Below are 26,584 nucleotides of genomic sequence, written 5' to 3' on the forward strand. Positions count from 1 at the left end.
CCCTATATTCCCAATGTTTGAAGTCGAAGTTGTTCGGCGAGCTCCTTGTTTCTGCCCTTGCCATCGAGCAAGTCAAGATACAGGATAAACGGATTGGCCAGCAGTGCCTCGGACGACGGATCTTTGCTTGCAAACATCGTGCTGACACCGTCACGCTCAATAAGCGTGACGTTGCCGCCCTTGTCCACCGGTTTCATCCTGAACGCGGCCTCATAGTATCCGGCCTCGCCGGGAGGAATAATGATCTCAATGGTGTCGGTGCGGGTCAGATGCGGTACCACGCGGTTGGCTGCCGCAGCACCGGTAAAGACGCTGCCTTCAAGCGCAACGGTATCAATTTTTTCAGCCAACTGGTCAAGCAGAGTGGCTGGGTTGGATGCATAGCAGTGCCATTTCGTTTTGGTGTCTTTGCGCTGTTTCCAGGCCGCCGCCCAAGCGTCGAGCAACTCGCCCGGCCTGGAGAGCCTGCGGCGTAGCGTTCGGCCGCTACCCTCGCTTTCGATCCATTCCCTGCGCTCCAGTTCGGCCAGCACGGTGGACACAGTGTAGGTAGAGGTCCTCGACATCTCGGCAAGTTCTAACCCGCTCCTGAAGTTGCGATGCTCCACCAGCAAGGTGAGGATCACCTGCTCGCGCGCATCGGTGAATAATGCCAGTGTGCCACGACGGGAAGCAGGCTTGGAAGGACGCTGAATGTCGATCAGCCATTCTTGGTGCCTTAGATAGAAGGTACCGCTGGCTTCAAAATACGCCATTTGATGGTGCCGTAAATCGTCCTTCGCGCCTTCACTGAGGTGCTCGGCGGCGACCATCAGGATGATATCGCTGGCCTCGTCGTTCGCCTTCATGAAGCCCTGGAGCCGCCATGCGGCATCGCGCACATCTCTCGGATATGCTTGGCGCAGCAGTTCAACGGCAAGTCGTCGGCGACCGTGTGGCGAGACAATATGCATGAGGCAATCCAGTCGCCTGCCTTCATGTTCCAGTTCGAACATGGTTTGTTCAACCTCGATACCGACGTTGTTCAAGGCCTGCGTGAGCGATGCCACAAGATTTTTCTCTGATATCGACATGGTTTATCTGGGCAGATACATAATTATTTGTGAATTTTCTTTAGGTATTTTTTATAGTTTAGCTGGACAGATAAATTAGTGCAAGCAAATACACTTGCAGTCAGTTTGGCTGACTGTCTGTCGATCCAAGAACATTGTTGTCATGATAACGCTCCAGCCAGCTTAGCCAGCGTTGCGCCGCTTAATAGGCTACTCTTGGATGGCACACGCTCCCGCAGCGAGCAACTGACAGCCAGCGGTCATTGGTGCCGCGAAAAAAATAAGAGGTATGATAAGGCGTCATCTCGAGGGCAAGTGGGCCTCAAAATGGAAGACTCATCATTAGTCATACGAGTAACGAATTGCCGGCCGTTGCCCCGGCGTTGAACTAAAGCACTCGGCTTTGAACTTCGTCTTGGCGATTCGCGAATTGTTGAGGTTATGAAGATCCTGGTTATTCAACTACTCTTTGATCAAATTTTGCGGGGACACGGTGAAGCGTGCCAGTAGCCTAAGCGCCATGTTTTTTTGCCCTCAAATATGCGTTGAGTCGATGCATCAGTTAACCTCAAGCATGGACTTGAGGTTCCATCTACGTCTTGATTACCTAGCGAAACCCAAAGCAGTCAGCCTCATTGATTCCATGTATGGTGGCATCACAAACTTTTAAGGAAAATTTCAATCGATGCAGTTCCCGCTTTGGGTTGTGTCGCGTTGTTGATCAAACGGCGGAATTTCCCTAGAAGGGGCATTGTCCCGATCACTGCGGACGGACCTTGCCCGCCAGCGCATAAAATTGGTCGGCAAACGACATCGCATCGGCTCCGTTGATTGCGAACTGCCCCTTGCGGATCATGTGCATGAGCTCGACGCCGACGAGCACGCATTGGGCGGCGCGGAACGATTTGAAGTTGAGCATCGGCCTGGTAACCCGCTTGATGGCGCGATGGTCCTGTTCGACGATGTTGTTGAGGTATTTGACTTGGCGCACCAGGATCTGCACGTCGCGGCCAGCGTTGATCGCATCGATCGCCGCCTTGTTGGCGCCGCTCTTGTCCATCGCGACCTTGTCCGGATCGCCGTTCGCTCCCATGGCCTTGTCGAAGAAGCGCTTCGCCGCAGCCATATCGCGTTTGGCCGTGAGCAGGAAGTCGACGGTCTTTCCCTCCTTATCGACGGCGCGGTACAGGTATTTCCAGACGCCTTTGACCTTGATGTAGGTCTCATCCATGCGCCAGCTGCCACCGACTGGGCGCTTGTGTTTCCGGGCCATCTTCTCGACCAAGGGCAGGAAACGAATCGCCCACCGATTGATCGACGAATGGTCGACCGACACGCCGCGCTCTTCCATCATCTCTTCCAGGTGTCGGTAGCTCAGCGGGTAAGCTACATACCAGCGGATGCAGACGAAGATCACGTCGATCGGAAAGCGCATCCCTTTGAAGTTGAGCATGTCGATTCGTCCAGCGTCCAAACACCGTAGTTTACCTGATCGACCCGCCGGCGAGCGCTAATGCGACAGAACCAATCGTTTCTCATGACCGCATCGGCGGCGCCCAGCCTAACCATGTCTCCGGTTCCAGATGGGAAGTTGCAACCGGGGGCGGCACACTAAGTTCGAACGTCGTGCTTCCATATTAAACTGCGCGCAGATCGGGGAAAGAACAAATTTAGTGACTTTCGTATCTTGGCGATAGAGCTGAGAAAACCGCATGACATCTAGTCGTACCTTTTCGGACGATTTCGCAAACACCCCATGATGATGTCGCAAAACACCCCAGAATGATGTCGGCGTACTATCAGGGTTCCAGAATTTCCAGCGAATCTCTTCTTGAAATCTATAATACTTAATATGGGCTAAGTATTATAGGGTAAATGACAGGTACGTTTATCCATGAAAAATACCGGTTTAAATACCGCTGTTTGGCCGATCGTGCTATGCTCTTTTTCACCCACGCCGCCGGGATATCCGCGCTGGCCCACCCGATCGATTGCGCGCACCATGCACCCAGCACCAGATTCGCTGTTCCCACCGCCGCCGGCACCGGCATCGGCGCTGCGCAACGCCGGCCGCCCGCGTTTTGCGCTCACCGACGACGAGGCGCGCAGCTTGGTGATGCAACTGGGCGATATGCGTACCCGTCACGCCAATAACCCCCGCCAGCATCGTCCGTTCGTGCACGATTTTCTACGGGCGGTGCACCACGCGACCGGGCGCATTTACAGCGCCGGCACCTATCGCAAGCTGCTGCAGGCGTACGCGCCCGAGCGCACACCGTCGACGACGACGCTCGAGACCGAAAAAAACTTGCTTGAGCATGAGCTGAAAAGCCGCGCGGTGTCGGTCGGCATCGCTGCGGCAACACCACTGACGACAGCTGAGGCAGTGCCACCGGTCCCCGCACCGGCGCTGGCGCGGGAAACGGGACTTGAACTTCAACAGATCATTGGCTTGCTGCACCACCTGTCAGCGCGACTCGATCAACAGGATCGTGCGTTTGCCGGCCAGGATCGTTCGGCCGGCCTGCAAGCCCACAACGACTATCTGCGCGAGCGTCTCGCCGTCACCGAAGAGGATTTAAATCAAACGCGGGCGCAGGCCGCCCGCATCGCGCTCGAGGCGCAAGCTGCCACCACCCAGGCAGAGGAACGCGCGCGCGAGTTGGCCGTGCTATACCAGAACGTCAAAGACCAGGCGGCGGCGCTGGGCGCGATGGCGGAAGAACTGCATGGCAGCCGGCAGTTTGCCATGCAAGCCATCGATGGCGTGCGCGGAGAAACGCGCGCGGCCAAAGAGCGCTGCGCGCAGCTGGAGCAACAACTCAAAGACAAGGAGCAGCAAGTGGACATGTACCGGCAAATGGCGTTCAGTAAAGGAGGTCCAGCGCGATGACCGGACTGACCCCCTATTCCCACGGCGCCGGCCAAATGACGGTTGCCGCCCCTCAGCCGGTGCACAGCCTGGGGCCGGTCGCAGACGACTGGGAAGCGATCAATGTGTGGCTGGCCGCGGTGGCCGACAACAGCAGAAGCGGTTCCAATGAAACGCTCAGAACCTACCGCTACCATCTGGCCAAGCTGCGCTGGTATTGTGAACGCGAACTGGGACGCCCGCCGTCAACCTGGACCCTGCAAGATGTCAAAGCCTTCCGCGACTACCTGGCACAACTGCCTGCTTCGTCCTTGCGTACTATCAATATCGTACCTGGTGCCCCGGACTACTCACCGTTTCAGAAGCAGCCCGGCGTCAGCACCCAGTCCGACATCATGCGCTTTACCAAGGCGATGTTCAGTGCCCTGCATCGTACCGGCTATCTGCGCCTCGATCCCATGGCGCTCGTCCAAGCGCCGAAGCAGCGCCGCTTGGACAAAAAACGCGCCGTGGGGGATGATTTGTTTGACCTGGTGCTGCAGGTGATGGCGGAGGCGCCGCGGCCGACCCAGAAAGACCATCAGATTTACCTGCGCGACTGCTTCATCTTCATTTGCCTGCGCGAGTCGGGACTGAGGGCGTCGGAACTCATCGGGGCGAAAATGGATGCCGTCGGGTTGCTGTACAACCCCAACAGCGGCAACACCTATTGGGCCATGACGGTCAAGGCAGAGACGGCCAAGGGCGGCAAACAGCGCACGGTACCGGTGAGCGTGGCGTTCCTGGAAGCTTTTATTGCCTACCGGCGCGCGTTCGGGCTGGACCCGATGCCCGGGCCGAGCACCCAGCAGTATGGGCTTGTACTGTCAGTGCGCACCAAAAAAAGGGAGATCGGGAGCAGGATCAAGAGCGCGTCGGACCGGCGGCTGTTTGGTGAATGGCGCGACGTGGGGAGCCGGCAAGGACTTCACGGCATCATCAAAGGCCGGATACGGGATGCAGTCCTTCTGCTGGAGCAGGCCGGCGATGCCGCGAGCGCGGCACACCTGGATCGGGTATCGGCACACTGGTTGCGGCATACGTTCGCGATGACGGCGCTTTTGTCGGGGCAGGATCTGCGTAGCGTGGCCACGTCACTGGGGCATGCGAGTGTCGACACGACGATGGGCTACACGGAGCAGGATGCGATCGACCTGATCGAGAGTTGGGAGCGAGAAACGCCAGGCCGCGTGGCCCGTGCGGGCCCGGCCGATGGAATCAAGTGAACAGTAGTTAAATTTTTTGGTAGGCTTACCCCCAGATGCTTCAGCCGTCCAACTAAATGTAACGAGGCAAATTCTTGCGTTTTGTTGACTGTTAACCGGATAACGGATAATATGAAAACATGCCAATTCAATCCTTCGCTTGTCCCGACACGCAAGCCCTGTTCACCACAGGCAGGAGTCGCCGATTCGTCAACATTAAGAACGTAGCCGAGCGCAAGCTGGCCCAGCTCGACGCGGCTCCCTCGGTGAATTTCATGAAGGCGCCGCCGGGTAACGACCTGAAAGAGTACGACGGCGCTTGGCATGTGCGGATTAACGACCAGTGGCGTCTGACCTTCAAGTGGGGTGATAGCGGCCCTTATGAAGTGCTGATCGAAGACCCACACTGAGCGGGGCCTAGCCCATCATAGAAAAACCTGAACAGCCACGGAGGGCATTATGTTCAAAAATGGTATGCGTCCTATCCACCCCGGCGAAATTTTGGTGGAGGACTACATTAAGCCCATGGGCGTCAGCGTGCGCGCTGTGTCTCTGGCCCTGCACGTTCCGTACTCTCGCCTCAGCGAGATCACCAAAGGTGAGCGCGGCGTCTCCGCTGATACGGCACTTCGCTTGGAGCGCTATTTTGGCAGTGAGGCTCAAGGATGGTTGAATCTCCAAAGTGCGTATGACCTGCGTATGGCCGAGATATCGGCTGGCAAAGCCATCGCCAAAGCGATCAAGCCGCTTGCATTGGCATAGCTCAAGGATCGCCCAGCAGCACTCACGGGGCGTTGTTGAATAATTCGACCCGTCGCCATAGGGGTGTACAATCTGGCATCATTTTCTTCCAGGTAGACCCGTGCCGTACAAACACAGCAAAGAGGGTTCTGTCGCATTAGCGAAGGTCGACGGGCCGATCAGGTAAGCTACGGCGCCCGAAACTTGGACGAATCGACATGCTCAACTTCAAAGGAATGCGCTTTCCGATCGACGTGATCTTGGTTTGCATCCGCTGGTATGCGGCCTACCCGCTGAGCTACCGACACCTGGAATAGATGATGGAAGAGCGCGGCGTGTCGGTCGACCATTCGTCGATCAACAACATCGTCGAGCAGGATCATCGCGCCATCAAGCGAGGGTTCTGTAGCATTGTTGATTAAACGGCGGAGTTTTCCCGGCATGGCACATTGCCCCTCAAACAGGACGGACCTTGCCCGCCAGCGCATAAAATTGGTCGGCGAACGACATCGCATCGGCTCCGTTGATTGCGAACTGGCCCTTGCGGATCATGTGCATGAGTTCGACGCCTGCGAGCACGCAGTGGGCGGCGCGCAACGATTTGAAGTTGAGCATCGGCCTGGTCACCCGCTTGATGGCGCGATGGTCCTGTTCGACGATATTGTTGAAGTATTTGACCTGGCGCACCACGATCGGCACGTCGCGGCAGGTGTTGATCGCATCGATAGCCGCCTTGTTGGCGCCGCTCTTGTCCATCGCGACCTTGTCCGGATCGCCGTTCACTCCCATGGACTTGTCGAAGAAGCGCTTTGCTGCGACCATGTCGCGCTTGGCCGTGAGCAGGAAGTCGACGGTCTTTCCCTCCTTATCGACGGCGCGGTACAGGTATTTCCATACGCCTTTGACCTTGCTGTAGGTCTCATCCATGCGCCAGCTGTGGCCGACTGGGCGCTTGTGTTTACGGGCCATCTTCTCTACCAAGGGCAGGAAACGAATTGCCCACCGATTGATCGACGAATGGTCGACCGACACGCCGCGCTCCTCCATCATCTCTTCCAAGTTACGTTAGCTCAGCGGGTAAGCTACATACCAGCGGATGCAAACCAAGATCACGTCGATCGGAAAGCGCATCCCTTTGAAATTGAGCATATCGATTCGTCCTGGGTTCGGGCGCCGCAGTTTACCTGATTGGCTCGTCGACCTTCGCTAATGCGACAGAACCAAAAAATCAGTCCGATATTCCCCCGAAGTGATGGAGCGCGCCGTGCGCATGGTCCAAGAGGCCGGCAGCGAGTACGAGTCGCAGTGGGCCGCCATCACATCCATCGCAGCCAAGATAGGCTGTACCGCCGAAACTTTGCGTCGCTGGGTCCGCCAACGTGAGCGCGACACCGGCCAGCGTGAGGGTACCACCACCGCCGAAAGCGAGCGCCTCAAAGCGCTGGAGCGAGAAGTTAAAGAGCTGCGCAAGGCGAATGAAATCCTGCGCCTGGCCAGCGCGTTTTTCGCCCAGGCGGAGCTCGACCGTCGCTTCAAATCGTGAGAACGTTCATTGACCAGCACCGCCAAGCGTACGGGGTCGAGCCGATTTGCAAAGTCTTGCAGGTTGCCCCGTCCGGCTACTGGCGTTACGCCGCGCAGCGGCGCAATCCGGCTTTGCGCTGTGCCCGCGCAAAGAGTGATGAGGTGTTGACCCCTCAAATTGAACGCATCTGGCAAGCCAACATGCAGGTCTACGGTGCCGAAAAAGTCTGGCGACAGCTGCGTCGCGAAGGCATTGAGGCCGCCCGGTGCACTGTCGAACGCTTGATGCGCCGCGCCGGCCTGCGCGGTGTGATGCGGGGCAAGGTCGTCAAGACCACCATCGGCAATGCGGCCGCACCTTGCCCGCTGGATCGGGTCAACCGTCAGTTCAAAGCACAGCGGCCCAATCAACTGTGGGTGTCCGATTTCACCTACGTCTCGACCTGGCAAGGCTTTGTCTATGTGGCCTTTGTGATTGATGTCTTTGCCCGGCGTATCGTGGGCTGGCGCGTGAGCAGTTCGATGCGCACCGACTTCGTCTTGGATGCCTTGGAACAGGCGCTGTACGCCCGCCAACCCGAGCGTGACGATGCCTTGATTCATCATAGCGACAGGGGCTCGCAATACGTTTCCATTCGCTACAGCGAGCGCCTGGCCGAAGCCGGGGTTGAGCCCTCTGTGGGCAGTAAGGGCGACAGTTACGACAACGCGTTGGCCGAGACCATAAACGGCCTGTACAAGGCAGAGCTGATACATCGCCGAGCTCCCTGGAAGACACGCGAGGCCGTCGAACTGGCGACGCTGGAATGGGTGACCTGGTTCAATCATCATCGCTTACTCGAACCGCTTGGCTATATACCGCCGGCCGAAGCTGAGGCAAACTACTATCGACAACTTTCCGGGCAGGCCATGTCGCCTGACTCACACCAAACGGCCTCCTAAATTTCCGGGGCGATTCAAACAACTAACCAACTCGCGCTTGAGGGCTCCTCGCCCTTGGATATACAGTGCTTGAAATGGCTTCGTGAGAAATGCGCATCGATTCGTCGTCAGGGAAATCGGTCTTCAGCCGGTTAGAGATTTGTTCGGGCGACCAACCACTGACCCATTTACGATCACCGCGATGCGGCTTGTTTCTCCCAATGAACGGCGCTTGCTGCGGCCCAGAAACTGGACGGCCACTGGCGTCTCGAATCCTACCTTCAAGACGGTCTTGAACGTAGTCGTGCAAGCGCTCATTGATCGCCAGTTTCGAAGGTTTAGGTCTCTTGGCAACCAGCTCCGCCTTCCACTGCGCAACCGAAGCTCGATACTCAAGTCGGCCGCCGCGAGTTGCAGCGTTACGCGTCAGTTCGCGGGAAACCGTTGATGCACTGCGCCCGATAAGACGAGCAATCTCGCGTACTCCAGCACCTCGGCACGAAAGAAGTCCGATTTCCTCTCGTTCCGCGAACGACAAGTACCTCCCGGAAACCGGGCTCAAAATAGAAAGTGGCATGCCGCCATTATGGCGGAACCATCGCGTCCCAACCGCTTGAGAAACGCCCACCGCCTCAGCAGCCTTCTCACTCGTAATGCCTGTTGCTATTTGCTCCCAGAATAGCCGCATTGTTTCGCGGCGAAGCGACGGCGCACCTGGTGAGCGCATCGCTCCACGCCCCGTCAATTTTTCCATCCACCTCGCGGGTCGTCCCATAAACACCTCCTTGATTTAGGGTGTTGCGAGGACCAGTTGAATCCGCCCTGACTTCCCTGATCCGAATGGAACAGCAATCCCTGCGGTCGACCGCGCTGCTCGAAGGCCTGAGGTACCCTGACTTTTTCGGACACTCTAGTTTGGTAAACTTCACCAACTGGAGAACTTATGACACGCTCAACAACATACACACCGGAGCTTCGGGAAGAAGCGGTAAAACTGGTCCTGACACAAGGCCTGACGCTGGAAGACGCCGCGTTGCGTCTCACCATTCCCAAGGGCACGCTAGCGAACTGGGTCAGTGCGGCAAGGCGCGGCACGTCGCCCAAAGTAGCCCCTGGTAGCCGCTCCGTGCCGGAGCTTGAGGCTGAGGTAACCAAGCTGCGCAAAGAGCTTGCCGAGGCACGCATGGAGCGCGATATCGTAAAAAAAGCGGCAGCGTACTTTGCGCGGGAGTCGCTGCCAAGTACGCGGTCATGAAGACCTTGCGACTCGAATTTCCTGTCACCATCATGTGCCGCGTCTTTGGCGTCTCGCGCAGCGGTTTCTACGCTTGGGCGAACGGCAAACCGTCGCAGCGGGCGCAGGACGACGCACGCCTGAAGGTCGCCATCGAGGCCGTGCACGCGCAGAGCCGGCAGACTTATGGCCCGTTGCGCATGCAGCCGGAACTGACGGCGCAAGGCTTTCCGGCCGGCCGTGATCGTATCGTCCGTCTGCGTCGCGAGCTCGCCCTGCGCTGCAAGCAAAAGCGCAAGTTCAAGGCCACCACGAACTCGAATCATGACCTGCCGGTGGCCGACAACCTGCTCAATCAGACTTTCGCGCCGACCCGGCCGAACGAAGCCTGGGTGACCGACATCACCTATGTGGCGACCGGCGAGGGCTGGCTTTACCTGGCCGGTATCAAGGACGTGTTCACCTGCGAGCTGGTGGGCTACGCGATGGACGAGCGCATGACGCAAACGCTGACGGCAACAGCACTGTGGAAGGCCGTGCGCAACAAACGCCCCGCGCCGGGCTTGATTCACCACTCCGACCGTGGCAGTCAGTATTGCGCCCACGACTATCAGAAACTGGTGACGCAGTTCGGCATGAAGCCGTCCATGTCGCGCCGAGGAAACTGCTATGACAACGCGCCCATGGAAAGCTTCTGGGGCAGCCTGAAAAACGAGCTGGTGCACCATCAACGTTACGCGACCCGGGCCGACGCGAAAGCCGCAATACAGGAATATATCGAAAGCTTTTACAACCGCCAGCGACGCCATTCGCGCCTTGGCAATGTTCCGCCCGCGTTGTTCGCTGAAAAATTCAGCAAACAGCCGCGGGTGGCTTGAAACAAGAGTGTCCGCTATTGACAGTACACCTCAGCCATTTCCAGCGCTTGCACAACAAGGTCGGCATCGGGCCGTAGCGAGAATGCCCAGCCTACCGCTCGGCGAGCGAACAGATCCAACACCACAGCCAAGTAATACCATTGCCCCTGCGCCCAAACATAGGTGATGTCGCCGCACCAGACGTGATTTGGCGCCTCCACCGTGAACTCTCGGTTGAGATGATTCGGAATGTCGATCCGCTCCACTGTGGCCCGCTTGTAGGCGTGCCTTCCAGGTTGTTTGCAGACCAGCCCCAACTCCTCCATCAGACGACTAACTTTGAAGCGGCCAATGGCCGTGCCTTCCTCGCGCATCATGTCCATGATGCTGCGGCTCCCCGCTGAACTGCGGCTCTCAACGAACAGCTCGTGGACGCGGCTACGTAATGCCACACGCTCAACATCAATGTGTCGCACGCGCTCCCGATGTGCGTACAGGCATGACCGCGCGACATCGAACACCGCGCAAATCAACTCGATTGATTCGTCACTGTCCGGCGACAATTAGAAATGCCGGTGACGACAATTAGATTTGCCGGTTGAGGAGCCGGTCCGGTGCCCCGGTCCGGCTCTTATTTATCATGCCCTCCGAGAGGGGGCGGCATGAAGAAAGACGGAGAAATCAAATTGTTGTTGGAAGAACGTCGAAAGGGTGCGAGCCAGAAGCTGGCGGCAGCGCGCACCGGCATGAGTGAGCGGACCGCGCGCAAGTATGAACAGTCCGGCAAGCTACCGAGCCAGATGAGGGCACCACGTACCCACCGTACCCGGGAGAACCCATTTGCTGCGGACTGGCCTTGGGTGGAGGAGCAGTTGCGACGCGATCAGGCGTTGCAAACGAAGACGCTGTTTGCGCTGCTGTGCCAGGCCTACCCTGGCCGATATCAAGAGAGCCAGTTGCGCACTTTGCAGCGGCACGTACAAGGATGGCGGCTGCAGCACGGCGAGCACCGCGAAGTGATGTTCCAGCAAGAGCACGTTCCCGGTCGAATGGCGCAGTCCGATTTCACCGTCATGAATGCGCTGGGCGTCACCATCGGCGCAGTGCCGTTTCCGCACCTTGTGTATCACATGGTCCTGACCTATTCGAACGTGGAGGCGGTGCGCGTGTGCTTCTCGGAGAGTTTTGAAGCGCTGTCCGAGGGCCTGGAGGCGTGCCTGTGGCAGCTTGGCGGGGTGCCGCTGCTACACCGTACCGACAACCTGTCGGCAGCGGTGCGCGACCTCGATCGTGATGGCCTACACGACTTCACGCAGAACTACCGGGCGCTGATGCGGCACTACGACATGCAGCCGTCGGCCAATACCGCCGGCTGCGCCAACCAGAATGGCGATGTCGAGCAATCGCATTTTCGGTTCAAGAGCGCTGTCGATCAGGCGCTGCGGGTACGCGGCAGCCGGGACTTCGCAGACCGTGGCACCTATGAACGCTTTCTGCTCGACCTGGTGCGCAGCCGCAATCTGACGCGCAGCCAGCGCTTCGAGGCCGACCAGGCGGCGCTACGTCCACTACCGGCCGAGCCACTCGATTTTGGACGCGAGCTTATCGCACGCGTGTCGCGTTTCAGCCTGATACGGGTACTGAACAATCACTACTCGGTACCGTCGCGCCTGATCGGCGCCAGGGTCAAGATACGGGTGCGTTCCGAATCGCTGGAGCTGTATCACGGCGCGGCCCATGTGCTAACGCTGCCACGACTGGCCGGACGCAACCAACGCCGGATCGACTACCGGCACCTGATCTGGTCGCTGGTGCGCAAGCCTGGCGCCTTCGCCAACTACTGCTATCGTGAGGAGCTGTTCCCGACCACGGTGTTCCGCCGTGCTTATGACGCTCTGCTCGAGGCCAGGCCAGTGCAGGCGGACCGCGACTACCTGCGCCTGCTGCATCTGGCCGCCAGCGGCTCAGAGACTGATGTGGAGCAGTCGATCGCTGCCATGCTGGAGGCGAACCTGACGCCAACCTTCGATGCGGTACGTGAACAGGTCGTCCAGCACGAACCTGAACTGGCTCTGGCATGTGAGAAGGCGCCCATCAATCTGGCCAGCTATGACAGCCTGATTCCATCGAGGAGCCAGCATGGCTGATGCACGCGACGAATTGCAGACACTGCTACGCGCATTGAACTTGCCGGCGATGGCCGACGCCGCCGAAACCACGGCGCTACGCGCTGCCAAGGAGAGGCTGACACACGAGGCCTACTTGCTCGAGCTCGGTCGCATCGAGCTGGCCGCCAAGGCGGCCCGACGCACCGAACGGCTGCGCAAGCAATCCGGCCTGCTGCCGGGAAAGACGCTGCGGACACTGAATCTCAACTGCTTCGATGGCGCCACGCGGATGCAGATGGAGCGATTGCAAAGCGGCGATTTCATCAAGGACGCGATCAACGTCATCGCTGTCGGCCGCCCCGGGGCCGGCAAAAGCCACTTCGCCTGCGCGCTGGGCCATGCCCTGATCGAGTTGGGCTACCCAGTCCTGTTTGCACCCACTGCCGCACTGGTGCAGCGGCTGCTGGCGGCCAAGCGCGATCTGCGGCTGCCGCAGGAACTTGCCAAGCTCGATCGCTTCGAATGTCTGATCCTCGACGACATCGGTTACGTCCAGCATGACCGGGACGAAATGGAAGTGCTCTTTACGCTGCTGGCCGAACGTTACGAACGCAAGAGCATGGTCATCACAACCAACCTCGTGTTCTCTGAATGGGACCGGATCTTCAAGGACCCGATGACCACGATGGCCGCCATCGATCGCGTCGTGCACCACAGCGTCGTACTTGATCTGATGGGCGTGGAAAGCCGTCAATCGAAGTAATTGTGCATACACCCCAGCGCCCGTAAGTCCCTGAATTTACGCCAATCCCGTTTTTGATGGGTACACTTTTACTTCGCATGTGTTCGAAGTAAAGTTGCGACATCCTTGAAATGCGCGGCAAAAGTGCTAAATTGTATAAAAACCAGCGGAGATCCGCATGGCGCCTGGCAATTCACACTCACGCTTCACTCATCCGATCGATAGCGAGCGGCCCAAAGGCGCGTCGCGCTTTGAGTTTTTCGCCCCCAAGCTCAAGCGCCGAGTGACGCTCTTCGACCCGTTCCATGTTCGGCTTTGGGCGCTCCTCGAAAGTAATCCCCGGGTGTTTCGTTATTGCGAGCGCCCAGCGTACTGGCGTCATGACAACAGTCGGCAACTGCTCGATTTTTGGGTGAGGGCTGGGCGACGCGAAATGTGCTGGATCGTTACGCCCACGCCACAACCGGCCCGGGCTGGGGTCCTGAGTCCCGACGACGATATCGGTGTGCGATATGTGCATGTCCAAAATCTTGCCGCCCACAGCATCTGGATCGAGAACTGGATGCGCATCCTGCCCTACCTTGCGTCGAATGAGCGCTTTGTCAGCGAAAGGTTGTTGCTCGATGTCGAGCGGGCGACATCGACCGCGCCAACGCTGGGGCAACTCGAACGCGACTTTCAGCCATATGACACCGTGCTTGTCCGCACCGCGGTATTCCTGTTACTGCACAGAGGGCGCATCAAGGCGAAGTCATTGCGTGATCGGCCGTTGGGGCCGGCGATCGAATTGCTGAAGGAATCGATATGACTGGCCGTCGCAGCGCCGCTGTGACGGATCGCGCCGACCCGACATTGTGGCCGACCGTGGCTTGGCCAACCCTCTCTGGAGATCAACAAAAAATATTTCGCGCCCGTGAAGAAGCGGTTCGGCTGTATTGTCAGCGCGCCTCCCTGCGTGCCATCGAGGCCGCCACCGGCGTGCCGTTCAGCTCCGTGCGCCGGCTCTACGAACGCTGCCTACAGACCCATGCCGACGGACGTCTGCAGGGCTTGCGCGCACTCGTTCCCTACGAACACGTCAAGTCCTACCGGCGCTCGGCAACGAGCGTCCGATCCGGTCCTGCTGGCAAGGCTGGCGCATTCCAGCAATTGCTGGAACGTCACCCTGAGCTGGAAGTCCTGATCGTCCATGAGCTGCAAGCACACCACGTCGTTTTAAGAGACGGGCCAAACGGCCTTGTTGTCAGCGGGCTGAGCGCACTGCATAAGCGCTTTCGCCTGCTTTGTCTTGAGCTGGGCCTGACGCAACGGGACTATCCCCTGGTTCAGCACGAGCAAGGGATCCGCAGCTTGGCCGCGGCGGTCAAGTCCATCGCCACGCGCTCTTTTGAACTGGCAGCGCGCGCCGCGCTCGCGCAAAAACGCTCCGGCGGTGTACGTCCGAACGCCGAAGGCCTGCCATTGGTCGCGACCATCCCGTTCGATGCCGTTGAATTCGACGGACACCGGGTCGACGTGCGGCTGCGCATCGTCTTTGAACGCGTCGCCGGCGTCGAGGAATCGTTCGAAATCGATCGCGTCTGGCTGCTCAGTATCATCGACATTTGCAGTCGGGCGATCTTGGGTTACCACATCGTGCTCGAACCGGAATATAGTCGCTTCGACGTACTCAAGACGGTCGAGCGGGCTCTTGTCCCGTGGCGCCCTCCTGCCCTGACTATTCCCGGCCTGCGCTTTGCCTCTGGCGCCGGCATGCCTTCCGAGCGCTTCCCGGAACTTGGCTATGCGCTCTGGAACTTGTTCCGCTTCGACAATGCGAAAGCCAATCTCGCCGAGGACACCTTGCGCGTACTGACCGATATTGTCGGCTGTGGCGTCCATGCCGGTCCTGCTTACCGCCCCAACGAGCGCCCCCATATTGAACGTTTTTTCGGCATGTTGGCATCAGTCCTTGCGCACCGCTTGCCCGGCACCACGGGCACCGGCCCTGCCGATCCCCGTCGTCACCTTGCGGAACTGACCGGCACAGCGCCGGCCGTGGTCCGGCTCGACGAATTGATGGAACTGACCGCGGTGGCGATCGCCAACTACAACGCCGCTTCGCACACTAGCCTGGGCGGCCGTTCGCCTCTGGAAATGCTGGGCTATTATTTGCGCGAAAAACAGAGTGCGCTGCGCTGGCTGGCCGAGCCCATGCGCCGCAACCTGTGTCTGCTCCAGCACGAACACGAAGGACACGTGCGTGGCAGCATCGTCAAGGGTGTGCGGCCCTATATTCATTTCTTCGGCGCGCGCTACACGAGCCATGCTCTGGCCGGGCGGGCGGACCTGATTGGCAAGCCGGTGCTGCTCTATTTTGACACCGAGGACGTGCGCGCATTGCGCGTATTCGACGCAGCCGGACGTGAGCTATGCGTGGTGGAGGTCCAAGGGGCTTGGCGCTATACGGCCCATACCCTGCGTATGCGCAAGGAAATCCTTTCCCTCGTGCGGGCGCGCAAGCTTCACATTGCGTACAATGACGATCCGGTCCAGTGCTATCTCGATTATCTGCGCCATGGCGCAGCCAGGCTGCGCCGCTCAGCCAGTAAAGTGGAGATAGCGCGTAGGGCAATTGATGCTGCCGCGCCGGTGCCGAAGGCGCCACCCGGTCCGGCCGACAACAAGGCGCAATTCGACTGTGCCACAGCGCCCGTCGCGGCCCCTTCCGAGGAAGCCCAAAAAGCCAAAATCCCGGTCAAGGGCAAGCGGCTCGTCATCGGCTCCGGTCAAGTGTTTTCGCGCTAGTCATGGCCAAGGAAAAATCACCAACGGCGAGCGATGGCAGGACGCTCACGCGACCGGTCGCAATTGACCACCATCCCTTGAACAATCGCACCTACCGCGTCGCCACGACGGCCATTGAGGATTGCTGGCTGCTGGTGTCCAGGTGTCTGCAATACCGCATCCCCGGGGCGCTGATCTATGGTGAAAGCCGACTGGGCAAGACCTATGCTATCGAATACCTGCGCATGCTGATCCACCGCGAGCGGCCGGAAATCCCGACCTTCCACGTCCAGTCCGAGCACAAGGCCAGCCGCAGCGAGGGTGCATTTTTCACTCGGCTGCTACGGTCGGTGCGACATCCAACGCCAGACATTGGTCGCAATGCCGGGAAGCGAAGGGCTTTGCACGAGCGGCTGCGCGATCTGGCGGAAGCCCAGGGCAGTACATCGGTCATATTTTTCTGCGACGAGGCGCAGCGTTATTGTCTGCATGAATATGAGTGGCTGCGCGACGTCCATGACGAACTCGCCCAATGCGGCGTGCGCTTGACGACCTTTCTGTTTGGTCAGGAACGGCTCTGCGAGCAACGGGCGCGCTTTCAGGAAACCGGCGACACGCATATCGTCAAGCGTTTCATGGTGGAGACCTTGCGGTTTCGGGGTATCCGCAGCGCGGTCGACGCCGCGACTTGCCTCAGGAGCTACGACGAGCACGCGTACCCGGTCAGCAGCGATTGGAGTTTCACGCGTTATTACTATCCCTTCGCTTTCGGGACCGGCATGCGGCTGGAGATGAGTGCCGACTTCCTGTGGGATGCCTTTGCCCAGGCCCACCAGCACGCCGGACTGGCCGGCACAGTCGAAATCCCGATGGAGTATTTTTCGCGCGCGGTCGAGGCCATTCTGCTCGATGGCCTGCTGCAAGATGCGCTCGACTTTCAATTGAACGAGCGCCACTGGAGCACGGTCGTGCAGCACTGTGGCTATGTGGCCTCCGAACAGGCTGTCGAGCGCAATGCGCGTGGACTGGGACGTTGAGTGTGACCCAGATGCGCCTGCCCGTGCTCATCGTTCCTCCCGGCGGCGTCAAGGTGCTGGCCTTGCCGAAGTTGGCCCCACATCTTTTTGCGCCGTATGAATCGGGCTGGGCGTGGGCTGCCAAACTCGCCGCTGCAAACGCGTTATCGTCCTGCGAAGTTGCGGCGTTGCTGGGCATTTCGGCGAGCAATCTATCTCCCCTGTTGCCCGATCACTTGCCTCGCGTCGCGCAGGTGCTGGGCAGGACATTGGGTTTTCCGGCCAGTCGGATCCAGGATGCCTTTCTCGAGGGCGGCTTGAGCAGTCTGCGCCCCCTGATGCACGACAGGCTTCGGTTTTGTCCCACGTGCGCGCGTCAGGGCCAGCATTTCATCATCCATCAGTTGCGGCCGTTTTCCCGTTGTCCGCTGCACGGTTTGCTGTTGCGCGATGGTTGTCACCGGTGCGGGAAGCCTATGGCCTACGGGCTGGGAAGTTCCCGGGTCTTTGGGCCAATCAATTGCCCGACCTGCCGGGCACCGCAGCTGCCGTTATCGGCCGGCGGTCAACCCGAGGCCTGTGTGATGTCGGCGCGTAGTGAAGACGTGATCGTGCGCTGGCTGCTCTTCTTGCGGCGACGCGTCACGCTGCCGGTTTTGTTCGAGATGGATGGCGGAATCGACGCGGGTCGATGCGCGGGGGCTCTGCGCGCAGACTGTATCGAGGTGCGCATTCCACCCAGGTCGATACGCTATCGGCTCGCCCCGGCGGTGCAAGCTCGCTGGTGCGCCGACATGCAGCACAAGTGCCTCGAGATATGCTATTGGCGGCAGGCGAATCAGCTCTGGCGGCATTGCGATGGCCATTCGCGGCAGTGGTACCGGAACGTGATCCGAGGGCGGCCCTTCGCCGCGGCACCAGGCCCGCATGTGCTCGCCTTCCTTTATTGGCGCATGACGTGGCAGGGATGCACCAACCCCTACCTGCTCCGGCGTGCCCATGGCTTGCCTCTTTACGGGATTGCCGAGTGGGAGGCGAATCAGTGTGCGCGCGACGATGACGAGATCGATGTCACGATGCTGGCGTTCGAGGATGCCGTGACCGCATCGTGGGCGGACTGGCTCGACTGCATCTATCTGCTCGGCGCGAAGGAATTGGGGCGGCATCCTTGGCGACTTCGTGCCGCGCCAGGCACCTTTGCGTCATTTCCGACAGTCAAGTAGATGCGCGGCATCGATCTTTTTGCACAATCACTTCGCAAATCGACATAACCGATTGTTTTTAAACGAATCGGTCTAAGACATTCGACATCGCGCCAATTTGTATACACTTTTTACTTCGTTTTTTTCGTACTTTTACTTCGGTTGATGGCCGCTGAAGATGGCGTCGACGACGGTCTTGAGGTTGTCGTAGATGAGTCGGGCCGGCACACCGCCAAAGAAGGCGAAAGCCCGGTTGTGCGCCTCCAGCACCATCTCCTGGGTTTCGCGCGGGTACGCGACGACGAACATCTGGCGGCTGTAGGTCAACCGGAAATGGGCCACCTTGATCGTTTGCAGCACGCCAGCCAACTCGACCTGCTCGTGGCTCCAGTCGAATTGGCAGGCATCACCACGCGCGAACTCCAGCGGGATAAATGCTTCCGTCAGTTTGGGGCCATGGTGGCTGGCCTTCCAGCGTTTTACAAACCGTTGAACGCTATCGTAAGCACCGCCGTAGCCCAGCTCCTGCAAGCCCTCGTAGAGACGATGGGCAGAACGGCGGCGCGGCCTCGGCAACTTTGCCTCCAGTTCCAGCCACTGCGTCAGCTGTGCCTCGAATTGCCCCAGCTTGGGCGAGACCGGTTGCACCCGTGCATAGCGAGGTTCCTCTACCGTCTTCAGATGCCGGCGTACCGTTGGCCGCGAGATTCCCATCTCCCTGGCGATGGCGGAAATCGTCTGCTTCTGGACCAGATGGCGCCGGCGGATTTCGTAAATGATGTCCATGTGAAACACTCCAGATACCTCCGGCGAAATACCGGATGGTTACATACTGGGGTGGAAACTATTGGACGCTGTTTCCACCCCGAATCTGGAAAGTTTTGCACGCTGTTTGACAGTTGAGCTGCTCTGCTTGCAACTTGGACGAGCAAGAGGCGCTCACTTGGTTCTCGCTAACGATGTCTGAGTGTGGCATGTGCGTCCTATCCTTGATGTGAGTTCATGGCACGGGTGCTCGCCGGTGCCACCTGTCCTCGAAGACGCAGTGCATTGGTGATTACTGAGACCGAGCTAAGACTCATGGCGAGTGCGGCAATCATGGGCGACAGCAGCTGTCCAGTGAAGGGATAGAGCACCCCAGCTGCCAGTGGAACTCCGAGCGCGTTGTAGACAAAGGCAAAGCCGAGGTTTTGCCACATGTTTCGCACTGTCTGTACAGAGATGGAGCGAGCGACCGCAATGCCGCGCAGGTCTCCCTTCACAAGGGTGATGTGGGCACTGTTAATGGCCACATCCGTCCCCGTACCCATGGCTACACCGACGTTTGCTTTGGCGAGCGCCGGCGCATCATTGATGCCGTCGCCAGCCATTGCGACAACCCGCCCCGCCTTCTGCAGCTTATCTACCAAAGCTAGCTTGTCTTGAGGCTTTACTTCGCCATGGAACTCGTCTATCCCGAGTTTCGAGGCAACCGAGCGCGCCGTTGTGATTCCATCCCCGGTAGCCATCACGACAGCAATCCCATCGTTACGAAGATTTGTCAGTGCCTCTATCGTTGTCTCCTTGATAGGGTCTGATACCGCCAGGATTCCCACAAGCGCGCCGTCCTTGGCCAAATACATTACGCTGGCGCCCTCTGCTCTTAAACTCTCGGCATGTCCTGTGAGGCCGGCCCAAGCTACGCCCAAAGACTCCATCAGCGCCGTATTTCCTAGAGCAACACGTTTTCCCTCTACGACACCTGTCACCCCGATACCACTTGCAGACTCAAAGGACTCAGGCTTCGAAAGCGAAATCCCTCTGCTTTTCGCCTCAGCTACGATAGCGTGGGCTAGCGGATGTTCGCTGCCTTGGTCGAGGCTGGCGGCAAGCTGCAGGACGTACTCATCGTCATTTCCTGGGGCTGCGACAACGGTGTTAAACGTCGGCTTCCCTTCCGTTAGCGTTCCCGTCTTGTCTACAATGAGGGTATCCACTTTTCGAAGGTCTTCGATAGCCGCAGCATCGCGGAAGAGAACTCCCTGCGTTGCCGCACGGCCGGTCGCAGCCATGATGGACATCGGGGTGGCCAAGCCGAGCGCGCATGGGCAGGCAATAATGAGCACTGCTACCGCATTGACGAATCCAAAAACCCAGCTTGGTTCGGGACCAAACAGCCCCCAGACCACAAAGGTCAAAACCGCGATTGCGGCCACGACGACAACGAAATATCCAGCTACCGAGTCAGCCAGGCGCTGCATTGGTGCGCGTGAACGCTGAGCCTGCGAAACCATCTGGACAATCTGCGACAGCATCGTTTCTGACCCGACCTTCTCCGCGGTCATAACAAGGCTTCCGCTTGTGTTGATAGTTGCGCCTATCAGCCGGTCGCCAGGTCTTTTCGTTACGGGCACGGGTTCGCCTGTCAGCATCGACTCGTCAACCGCGCTCTCCCCTTCCAACACGACTCCGTCTACCGGCACCTTCTCGCCTGGACGAACCCTAAGGGAATCCCCAACGTGCACATGAGTGAGTGGTACATCTTTCTCGCTTCCGTCCGAAGCGATTCGCCTTGCAGTCTTGGGAGCCAAGCCCAGCAATGATTTGATGGCAGCAGACGTCTGCGAGCGCGCGCGCAGTTCGAGGATTTGGCCGAGCAGCGTCAGCGAAACGATTACTGCCGCCGCCTCGAAGTACACACCAATGCGACCGTGGCTCGCGAAACTAATTGGGAAAGCGCTTGGCGCCAAAGTAGCAACGACGCTGTAGCCATACGCAGCCATGACCCCTGAGCCAATGAGCGTCCACATATTCGGGCTCATGCGTATGAGGGATTGGAACCATCGCACAAAGAATGGCCAGCCTGCCCAGAGAACGACCGGTGTGCTTAGCGCTAACTCAATCCAGTTCTGTCCCGCTACGCCTGCCGGGAAAAGCATATGGCCGAACATTGCCAGTGCAAAGACAACTGCTGTCAGTGGTAGCGTCCACCAGAAGCGCCGGCGAAAGTCGACCAGCTCTGGATTTTCTTCATCTTCCAACGACGGGAGCTCAGGCTCTAACGCCATACCGCAAATCGGGCAATTTCCCGGCGCAGGCTGTCGAATCTCAGGATGCATCGGACAGATAAAAATTGTCCCTGCCGGTGCTTCCTGTAGGCGCACCTCGGCTGAGTTATCTGGGGCTAAATAGCTCTCTGGAGCGGCCCTGAACTTAACCATGCATTTTGCGCTGCAGAAGTGATATACCTCGCCCTTAAACGAAATCTCGCGCTCAGGGTTAGAACCAACTTTCATGCCACACACTGGGTCAGTGAACGGCTTCGGGTCTGCCGGTTGGTCGGGAAGGCGCGTGGATTCTTCGCCGTGCGAATGATGATGGCCGTGTCCCGCCATACGGTCGTGTGTAGCTTTACTCTCAGCCATGGTCGCCTCTCAATGTTCGTGATGTCGTCCGAAGCTGCAGCACTACTTACAAAATGTGCGGCAGAGTTGCGTATCTACGCGTGAAAGCTCATTCACAGTTCACTTTAGGCCTTCCAATACGGTAGTTGTCAACAAAGATGTCGCGTCAAGTCATGCAGCTTTTCTTAATTCCTCTGGCGGTTTCCGCTCCGGATTCAGCCAGACCTCATCGTTCAATTCCCAATCCCGCGTAGTCCCGGTCCAGCGCTCTGGATGACGTTGCTTGGCGGCCTCGTAGACCTGCTTGCGGTGCTTGAGGATCGCTCCGTCCCGGCCATCATGGCGTTGCGCAGGCGTCACGAATTTCAGGCCGCTGTGCTTGTGCTGATGGTTGTACCACTGCACAAATGACAGCGTCCATTGCCGCGCCTTTTCGATACTTTCAAACGGCTTGCTCGGATAGTTCGGCCGGTATTTGCAGGTCCGGAACAGCGACTCGGCGTAGGCATTGTCGTTGCTCACACGGGGCCTGCTGAACGACGGCATGATCCCCAGCTTTTCCAACGTCGCCAACATTGTGGAGCCTTTCATCGAGCTGCCATTGTCCGAGTGCAGCACCACCTCACGCCCGGCCAGTCCCTCTGCCAGACTGGCTTTGCGCATCAGCAGCGAGGCCATTTCCGCCGACTCGGCGATGTTCACTTCATGCCCGACGATCTTGCGGCTGTAGACGTCAAGAACCATGTACCAGTAAAAATATAAACCCCGCACACCGGTCGGCAACCAGGTAATGTCCCACGCCCACAAGCGGTTCGGTTCGATTGCGCAGTGGCTCGTGACGACCCTTGTGCTGGGCTTCTTCGCCCGACCGCGGTGATGCTGCTGCTTCTCTTCTTTCAAGATCCGGTAGACGGTCGATTCTGATGCCAGATACTCGCCCCGGTCAGCCAAGGTCGGCACGATCTGGCTAGGCGGACTGCTGGCAAATTCAGGGCTGTTGGCAACCGTCAGAATCTGCTGGCGTTCCTCTTCGCTCAGCTTGTTGGCCGGCGCCCTGCGGCGGCTGCCTTTGCGCCCGTCGGCCTGGCTGCCATCACTGTCGAGCATCCAGCGCTGATAGGTTCGAAGGCTGATCTCCAGCGCACCACATGCCTGCGCACGCCGACACCCGCCGTCAACGGCTTCTTCAACCAATATCATCACCTGCTGGCGATCTGGGGTGCCGATCAATCGTCCTCGGGCTCCCCCCAGATCGCCTGTGCTTTTTTTCTGAGAATGATCAGCGCCGCTGCCTCTGCCAGTGCCTTCTCTTTGCGCTGCAAATCCTTCTTCAATTGCTTGATTTCTTTGCGGTCGCTTTTGCCTTGCTCGCGCAGTTCCCGGTTGCGCTCGGCCGGCGCTTCATTGGCCTGCTGGCAAGCCTCGCGCCAGTCGGCAACCTGTTCGACGAACAAGCCTTTGCCCCGACAGTATTGAGCCAGTTCGGCCTCGTTCATGCGTGCCGTTTCCAGCACCACCCCAAACTTATCTGCCGACGACCACACGACGGCATTCTTTCCATTTCCCGGCACCGGCACTCCCTGAGACTGTAGATTTCGTCGCCAAGTATAAAGTGTCTGTTCCGAGATGCCATTCTCCTTCGCCAGGGCCGACACCGGCCTGTTCTCCGGCGGCATCATCTGCCGAAGAATGGCTTCCTTGCGTTCTGCTGGATACTGATTCACTGTACGTCTTTGCTCCGCCCCCGGATGGATTAAAGTGATTCAAGTGACGCGACATCTATCCTGACATAGGGGGAATAATAGGAAGGTCAAGCACGTTTACGCTGCCGGATATCGCAGAAATTTGCGGTATCCGGACAGTTAACACACTCACATGGCAGCTGGCGGCTGTTGCGCAGTCAGAACAGCCGCTGCAAACAACACAGCAAGTAAGACAATGCTTTCTACCTTTAGCGCAAACTTCACGCGCGCGATACCTTGCGCTGAGTTCCGCGCAAGGGCTAGTCCGAAAAATTTGTTGTACCCGCCCAGTAGCAACGCCACTGCAACTAGAGCGACCTTTACCAAAAGCGCCGTCGTGTAGAGGGTGCCGCCAAGAAGGTTGTCTACGGTGCCAACCCTGTGCCATGAGTTAAATAATCCCGTGGCAAAAATCGCGATGACTGCAACAGTGGCCGCTACCGACATCGCCTCGAGATATCCACCCATCCGATTCGAATCGTCTTGGAGCGCGTCGGCTCCCATCGCCTTCCAAGCTGAGACAAACACCAGGCCGGTCCATGCTCCCATAGCAGTTAGATGAACAACCTCAGCTGCAAAAGGAATAGTCCAGTAACCGTTCTCTCCTGCGTGGCCCATCGATGCGCGTACAAACGCAAAGACGCCTAATGCCGCAAGCACTGCCCACTCACGCCATGCGGCCGTTGAACGATAGGCGCGAATCGCGAGTGCGAGCGCTAGAGCACCAAGCGAAATATAGCCAGCTCGTCCAATACTCGTCATGGTCAACATCTGCCACACGAGGTCCTTAGCTTCGGCCAGGCTTACACCACCCATGACTGCAGCGGAAGCCCATAGGCCCGCGCAGCCTGCCAACACTCCTAGTGCTCCAGCAAAGATGTCAGCTGAACCTAACAGGTGTTCGGTGTCCGTTTTCGAGGTGCCCACAGCGGACATCCAGCGGCGCGCCAACCATGAACCTACAAGCCAAGCAAACGCAACGTTCAAGAAAATGGCTGACCCAACCTGCAGACCCAGGACACTATCCATTTATTTCACCGAGAATGAGAAGGTTCCCGTACGGCGGTGACCATCGTTGCCGGCGACGGCCCACTTAACGGTGTAAGTGCCGGTGGACAGTCCCTTGGTTTGGAGGCGCACGATTTTCGGGTTACCGACGTCGACCTTGGCCTTGTCGGTTGCGATGACCTTACCGTCCGTATAAGTCAACGTCACGGTGCTAAACGCCTGCTCGACCTTTTCGTTGAAGGTCAGGGTGATTTCGGCAGGAGCTGTCTCTAAGACCGCCCCTGGCGTCGGGTTCGAGGTACTGAGTTTCGCGTGCGCCATGACAAATGGGGCCGCAATGGTGGCTGCTGTAAAAACGCAGGCTGCTACGATTTTTTGAAGGGTTTTCATATTGCCTCTATGTAGGTGATTGGTTACTTGGCTTTACGGGAAGACCAGTGAACGTGCGTGATGACCCACTTGTCACCCTGCTTTTCCAATACGGCAGTCTCGGTGCCAAACGAGTGAACATCGGTCCCTTTGAACTTGCCTTTTGTTTCCGTTTCACGTGTGACGATGGCGATATTTCCCTCAACTCTTTCGTTCTGTCGCACGACCGTTTGACTTGTGGCCTTGGCAAACGCGATGTCGCCAGGAAGATGGTGACCAGCGTACTCTGAGGTACCCTGACTTTTTCGGACACTCTAGTTTGGTAAACTTCACCAACTGGAGAACTTATGACACGCTCAACAACATACACACCGGAGCTTCGGGAAGAAGCGGTAAAACTGGTCCTGACACAAGGCCTGACGCTGGAAGACGCCGCGTTGCGTCTCACCATTCCCAAGGGCACGCTAGCGAACTGGGTCAGTGCGGCAAGGCGCGGCACGTCGCCCAAAGTAGCCCCTGGTAGCCGCTCCGTGCCGGAGCTTGAGGCTGAGGTAACCAAGCTGCGCAAAGAGCTTGCCGAGGCACGCATGGAGCGCGATATCGTAAAAAAGCGGCAGCGTACTTTGCGCGGGAGTCGCTGCCAAGTACGCGGTCATGAAGACCTTGCGACTCGAATTTCCTGTCACCATCATGTGCCGCGTCTTTGGCGTCTCGCGCAGCGGTTTCTACGCTTGGTCGAACGGCAAACCGTCGCAGCGGGCGCAGGACGACGCACGCCTGAAGGTCGCCATCGAGGCCGTGCACGCGCAGAGCCGGCAGACTTATGGCCCGTTGCGCATGCAGCCGGAACTGACGGCGCAAGGCTTTCCGGCCGGCCGTGATCGTATCGTCCGTCTGCGTCGCGAGCTCGCCCTGCGCTGCAAGCAAAAGCGCAAGTTCAAGGCCACCACGAACTCGAATCATGACCTGCCGGTGGCCGACAACCTGCTCAATCAGACTTTCGCGCCGACCCGGCCGAACGAAGCCTGGGTGACCGACATCACCTATGTGGCGACCGGCGAGGGCTGGCTTTACCTGGCCGGTATCAAGGACGTGTTCACCTGCGAGCTGGTGGGCTACGCGATGGACGAGCGCATGACGCAAACGCTGACGGCAACAGCACTGTGGAAGGCCGTGCGCAACAAACGCCCCGCGCCGGGCTTGATTCACCACTCCGACCGTGGCAGTCAGTATTGCGCCCACGACTATCAGAAACTGGTGACGCAGTTCGGCATGAAGCCGTCCATGTCGCGCCGAGGAAACTGCTATGACAACGCGCCCATGGAAAGCTTCTGGGGCAGCCTGAAAAACGAGCTGGTGCACCATCAACGTTACGCGACCCGGGCCGACGCGAAAGCCGCAATACAGGAATATATCGAAAGCTTTTACAACCGCCAGCGACGCCATTCGCGCCTTGGCAATGTTCCGCCCGCGTTGTTCGCTGAAAAATTCAGCAAACAGCCGCGGGTGGCTTGAAACAAGAGTGTCCGCTATTGACAGTACACCTCACTCATCGCGGGAGCGCTCGACGTAACCGGACTCGAAAATGTTGATGGTTGGGGAGAGGAAAACGGTTGCTGCGTCAGCCTTTCCGGCGGACAGTGCCGCATGAAACGCAGTTAACGTTTCAAGCGGCGTTGCTGCGAATGCCTGAAGCGATGCGGCCGAGATAGCAATGGCAAACAGTGTTTTACGCATAGATTTATAGGTTGGTAGTTGTAGGGGACGACCCGACAAGCTATTCATCGCTGACAGGCTTGTCGG

At 58.5% G+C, this 26,584-nt stretch carries 21 protein-coding genes, 4 pseudogenes and 1 other annotated feature; of the genes and pseudogenes, 14 read left to right on the forward strand and 11 right to left on the reverse strand.

Features of this window, described 5'->3' with window-relative positions:
* Nucleotides 1–2: 2 nt before the first annotated feature.
* Together Q8L25_RS31510 and Q8L25_RS31515 are read right to left on the reverse strand one after the other, a co-directional pair.
* Entirely contained in the window at nt 3–1,073 is a 1,071-nt protein-coding gene (locus Q8L25_RS31510; protein WP_308925903.1) for a type IV toxin-antitoxin system AbiEi family antitoxin, read from the reverse strand.
* A 739-nt stretch (nt 1,074–1,812) separates the two neighbouring features.
* Complete coding sequence (locus Q8L25_RS31515; RefSeq protein ID WP_308925904.1) at nt 1,813–2,505, reverse strand: IS6 family transposase; 693 nt, start codon at nt 2,503–2,505, stop codon at nt 1,813–1,815.
* A 441-nt stretch (nt 2,506–2,946) separates the two neighbouring features.
* Between Q8L25_RS31515 and Q8L25_RS31520 the strand changes: the two genes are divergently transcribed.
* The 5 genes and pseudogenes from Q8L25_RS31520 to Q8L25_RS31540 all read left to right on the forward strand — a co-directional run.
* Nucleotides 2,947–3,945: a hypothetical protein gene (locus Q8L25_RS31520; protein ID WP_131687624.1), complete on the forward strand. Its 999-nt coding sequence runs from the start codon at nt 2,947–2,949 to the stop codon at nt 3,943–3,945.
* Nucleotides 3,942–5,189, forward strand: coding sequence for a tyrosine-type recombinase/integrase (locus tag Q8L25_RS31525; protein ID WP_070223562.1), 1,248 nt, complete (start codon nt 3,942–3,944; stop codon nt 5,187–5,189). The genes Q8L25_RS31520 and Q8L25_RS31525 overlap by 4 nt, the downstream gene beginning before the upstream one ends.
* A 119-nt stretch (nt 5,190–5,308) precedes the next feature.
* A complete protein-coding gene (locus Q8L25_RS31530; RefSeq protein WP_070223560.1) occupies nt 5,309–5,578 on the forward strand; it encodes a type II toxin-antitoxin system RelE/ParE family toxin in 270 nt (89 codons plus the stop codon).
* Nucleotides 5,579–5,627: 49 nt separating this feature from the next.
* On the forward strand, nt 5,628–5,930 hold the full coding sequence (locus tag Q8L25_RS31535) for a HigA family addiction module antitoxin (RefSeq protein ID WP_070223558.1): 303 nt from the start codon (nt 5,628–5,630) through the stop codon (nt 5,928–5,930).
* 197 nt (nt 5,931–6,127) lie between these two features.
* Nucleotides 6,128–6,223, forward strand: a pseudogene (locus Q8L25_RS31540) (IS6 family transposase); the annotation flags it as partial.
* Between the two features lie 142 nt (nt 6,224–6,365).
* Here Q8L25_RS31540 and Q8L25_RS31545 read toward each other — a convergent pair.
* Nucleotides 6,366–7,058, reverse strand: a pseudogene (locus Q8L25_RS31545) (IS6 family transposase).
* Between the two features lie 103 nt (nt 7,059–7,161).
* On the opposite strand from Q8L25_RS31545, the gene Q8L25_RS31550 reads away from it, so the two are divergent.
* Nucleotides 7,162–8,375 (forward strand): IS3 family transposase gene (locus Q8L25_RS31550; protein WP_374694337.1). Its coding sequence is split into 2 segments (ribosomal slippage): nt 7,162–7,417 and nt 7,417–8,375, totalling 1,215 coding nucleotides; the frame shifts between segments, so codons are not numbered across the junction.
* Nucleotides 7,407–7,523 (forward strand) — a sequence feature (AL1L pseudoknot). Its footprint overlaps the gene before it by 117 nt.
* Nucleotides 8,376–8,390: 15 nt before the next feature.
* On the opposite strand, the pseudogene Q8L25_RS31555 reads toward Q8L25_RS31550, so the two are convergent.
* Nucleotides 8,391–9,108: pseudogene (locus Q8L25_RS31555) on the reverse strand (transposase); the annotation flags it as partial.
* Between the two features lie 189 nt (nt 9,109–9,297).
* On the opposite strand from Q8L25_RS31555, the gene Q8L25_RS31560 reads away from it, so the two are divergent.
* Nucleotides 9,298–10,466, forward strand: a protein-coding gene (locus tag Q8L25_RS31560; RefSeq protein WP_308925906.1) for an IS3 family transposase whose coding sequence is annotated in 2 segments (ribosomal slippage) — nt 9,298–9,562 and nt 9,562–10,466 — 1,170 coding nt in all. Because the reading frame shifts where the segments join, the coding sequence is not laid out codon by codon here.
* A gap of 32 nt (nt 10,467–10,498) precedes the next feature.
* Here Q8L25_RS31560 and Q8L25_RS31565 read toward each other — a convergent pair.
* A pseudogene (locus Q8L25_RS31565) lies at nt 10,499–10,984 on the reverse strand (IS3 family transposase); the annotation flags it as partial.
* 123 nt (nt 10,985–11,107) lie between these two features.
* On the opposite strand from Q8L25_RS31565, the gene istA (Q8L25_RS31570) reads away from it, so the two are divergent.
* The 6 genes from istA (Q8L25_RS31570) to Q8L25_RS31595 all read left to right on the forward strand — a co-directional run bounded on the left by istA (Q8L25_RS31570) (nt 11,108) and on the right by Q8L25_RS31595 (nt 18,300).
* Nucleotides 11,108–12,592, forward strand: coding sequence for an IS21 family transposase (gene istA, locus Q8L25_RS31570; protein WP_308925907.1), 1,485 nt, complete (start codon nt 11,108–11,110; stop codon nt 12,590–12,592).
* Nucleotides 12,585–13,316, forward strand: coding sequence for an IS21-like element helper ATPase IstB (gene istB / locus Q8L25_RS31575; RefSeq protein ID WP_308925908.1), 732 nt, complete (start codon nt 12,585–12,587; stop codon nt 13,314–13,316). The genes istA (Q8L25_RS31570) and istB overlap by 8 nt, the downstream gene beginning before the upstream one ends.
* 157 nt (nt 13,317–13,473) lie before the next feature.
* On the forward strand, nt 13,474–14,103 hold the full coding sequence (locus Q8L25_RS31580) for a hypothetical protein (RefSeq protein WP_076572389.1): 630 nt from the start codon (nt 13,474–13,476) through the stop codon (nt 14,101–14,103).
* Nucleotides 14,100–16,082: a Mu transposase C-terminal domain-containing protein gene (locus tag Q8L25_RS31585; protein ID WP_131687623.1), complete on the forward strand. Its 1,983-nt coding sequence runs from the start codon at nt 14,100–14,102 to the stop codon at nt 16,080–16,082. The genes Q8L25_RS31580 and Q8L25_RS31585 overlap by 4 nt, the downstream gene beginning before the upstream one ends.
* A gap of 2 nt (nt 16,083–16,084) precedes the next feature.
* Nucleotides 16,085–17,098, forward strand: a complete 1,014-nt coding sequence (locus Q8L25_RS31590; RefSeq protein ID WP_308925909.1) for an ATP-binding protein — start codon at nt 16,085–16,087, stop codon at nt 17,096–17,098.
* Nucleotides 17,095–18,300: a hypothetical protein gene (locus Q8L25_RS31595; RefSeq protein ID WP_131687622.1), complete on the forward strand. Its 1,206-nt coding sequence runs from the start codon at nt 17,095–17,097 to the stop codon at nt 18,298–18,300. Before Q8L25_RS31590 ends, Q8L25_RS31595 begins: the two co-directional genes overlap by 4 nt.
* 132 nt (nt 18,301–18,432) lie before the next feature.
* On the opposite strand, the gene istA (Q8L25_RS31600) is transcribed toward Q8L25_RS31595, so the two are convergent.
* From istA (Q8L25_RS31600) to copC, 5 genes are all read right to left on the reverse strand, one after another.
* Nucleotides 18,433–19,065 (reverse strand): IS21 family transposase, encoded by a 633-nt coding sequence (gene istA / locus Q8L25_RS31600; RefSeq protein WP_308925910.1) that lies wholly within the window; start codon nt 19,063–19,065, stop codon nt 18,433–18,435.
* Between the two features lie 197 nt (nt 19,066–19,262).
* Complete coding sequence (locus Q8L25_RS31605) at nt 19,263–21,683, reverse strand: heavy metal translocating P-type ATPase (RefSeq protein ID WP_308925911.1); 2,421 nt, start codon at nt 21,681–21,683, stop codon at nt 19,263–19,265.
* A gap of 150 nt (nt 21,684–21,833) precedes the next feature.
* Nucleotides 21,834–23,386 (reverse strand): IS3 family transposase gene (locus Q8L25_RS31610; protein ID WP_308920467.1). Its coding sequence is split into 2 segments (ribosomal slippage): nt 21,834–22,921 and nt 22,921–23,386, totalling 1,554 coding nucleotides; the frame shifts between segments, so codons are not numbered across the junction.
* Between the two features lie 147 nt (nt 23,387–23,533).
* Entirely contained in the window at nt 23,534–24,433 is a 900-nt protein-coding gene (locus tag Q8L25_RS31615; protein ID WP_308925912.1) for a CopD family protein, read from the reverse strand.
* Entirely contained in the window at nt 24,434–24,802 is a 369-nt protein-coding gene (gene copC, locus Q8L25_RS31620; protein WP_091875706.1) for a copper homeostasis periplasmic binding protein CopC, read from the reverse strand.
* Between the two features lie 326 nt (nt 24,803–25,128).
* Between copC and Q8L25_RS31625 the strand changes: the two genes are divergently transcribed.
* Nucleotides 25,129–26,296, forward strand: a protein-coding gene (locus Q8L25_RS31625) for an IS3 family transposase (RefSeq protein WP_308925913.1) whose coding sequence is annotated in 2 segments (ribosomal slippage) — nt 25,129–25,394 and nt 25,393–26,296 — 1,170 coding nt in all. Because the reading frame shifts where the segments join, the coding sequence is not laid out codon by codon here.
* Nucleotides 26,297–26,326: 30 nt separating this feature from the next.
* On the opposite strand, the gene Q8L25_RS31630 is transcribed toward Q8L25_RS31625, so the two are convergent.
* Nucleotides 26,327–26,518 (reverse strand): hypothetical protein, encoded by a 192-nt coding sequence (locus Q8L25_RS31630; protein ID WP_308925914.1) that lies wholly within the window; start codon nt 26,516–26,518, stop codon nt 26,327–26,329.
* Nucleotides 26,519–26,584: the final 66 nt, after the last annotated feature.

Origin of the sequence: Janthinobacterium sp. J1-1 (genome assembly GCF_030944405.1) — a bacterium.
Lineage (GTDB): Bacteria > Pseudomonadota > Gammaproteobacteria > Burkholderiales > Burkholderiaceae_D > Janthinobacterium.

Excerpts from the sequence above, each read along its gene's own strand:
- Q8L25_RS31510 (WP_308925903.1), bottom strand. The coding sequence starts at position 1,073 with ATGTCGATATCAGAGAAAAATCTTGTGGCATCGCTCACGCAGGCCTTG.
- Q8L25_RS31515 (WP_308925904.1), bottom strand. The coding sequence starts at position 2,505 with ATGCTCAACTTCAAAGGGATGCGCTTTCCGATCGACGTGATCTTCGTC.
- Q8L25_RS31520 (WP_131687624.1), top strand. The coding sequence starts at position 2,947 with ATGAAAAATACCGGTTTAAATACCGCTGTTTGGCCGATCGTGCTATGC.
- Q8L25_RS31525 (WP_070223562.1), top strand. The coding sequence starts at position 3,942 with ATGACCGGACTGACCCCCTATTCCCACGGCGCCGGCCAAATGACGGTT.
- Q8L25_RS31530 (WP_070223560.1), top strand. The coding sequence starts at position 5,309 with ATGCCAATTCAATCCTTCGCTTGTCCCGACACGCAAGCCCTGTTCACC.
- Q8L25_RS31535 (WP_070223558.1), top strand. The coding sequence starts at position 5,628 with ATGTTCAAAAATGGTATGCGTCCTATCCACCCCGGCGAAATTTTGGTG.
- istA (WP_308925907.1), top strand. The coding sequence starts at position 11,108 with ATGAAGAAAGACGGAGAAATCAAATTGTTGTTGGAAGAACGTCGAAAG.
- istB (WP_308925908.1), top strand. The coding sequence starts at position 12,585 with ATGGCTGATGCACGCGACGAATTGCAGACACTGCTACGCGCATTGAAC.
- Q8L25_RS31580 (WP_076572389.1), top strand. The coding sequence starts at position 13,474 with ATGGCGCCTGGCAATTCACACTCACGCTTCACTCATCCGATCGATAGC.
- Q8L25_RS31585 (WP_131687623.1), top strand. The coding sequence starts at position 14,100 with ATGACTGGCCGTCGCAGCGCCGCTGTGACGGATCGCGCCGACCCGACA.
- Q8L25_RS31590 (WP_308925909.1), top strand. The coding sequence starts at position 16,085 with ATGGCCAAGGAAAAATCACCAACGGCGAGCGATGGCAGGACGCTCACG.
- istA (WP_308925910.1), bottom strand. The coding sequence starts at position 19,065 with ATGGACATCATTTACGAAATCCGCCGGCGCCATCTGGTCCAGAAGCAG.
- Q8L25_RS31605 (WP_308925911.1), bottom strand. The coding sequence starts at position 21,683 with ATGGCTGAGAGTAAAGCTACACACGACCGTATGGCGGGACACGGCCAT.
- Q8L25_RS31615 (WP_308925912.1), bottom strand. The coding sequence starts at position 24,433 with ATGGATAGTGTCCTGGGTCTGCAGGTTGGGTCAGCCATTTTCTTGAAC.
- copC (WP_091875706.1), bottom strand. The coding sequence starts at position 24,802 with ATGAAAACCCTTCAAAAAATCGTAGCAGCCTGCGTTTTTACAGCAGCC.
- Q8L25_RS31630 (WP_308925914.1), bottom strand. The coding sequence starts at position 26,518 with ATGCGTAAAACACTGTTTGCCATTGCTATCTCGGCCGCATCGCTTCAG.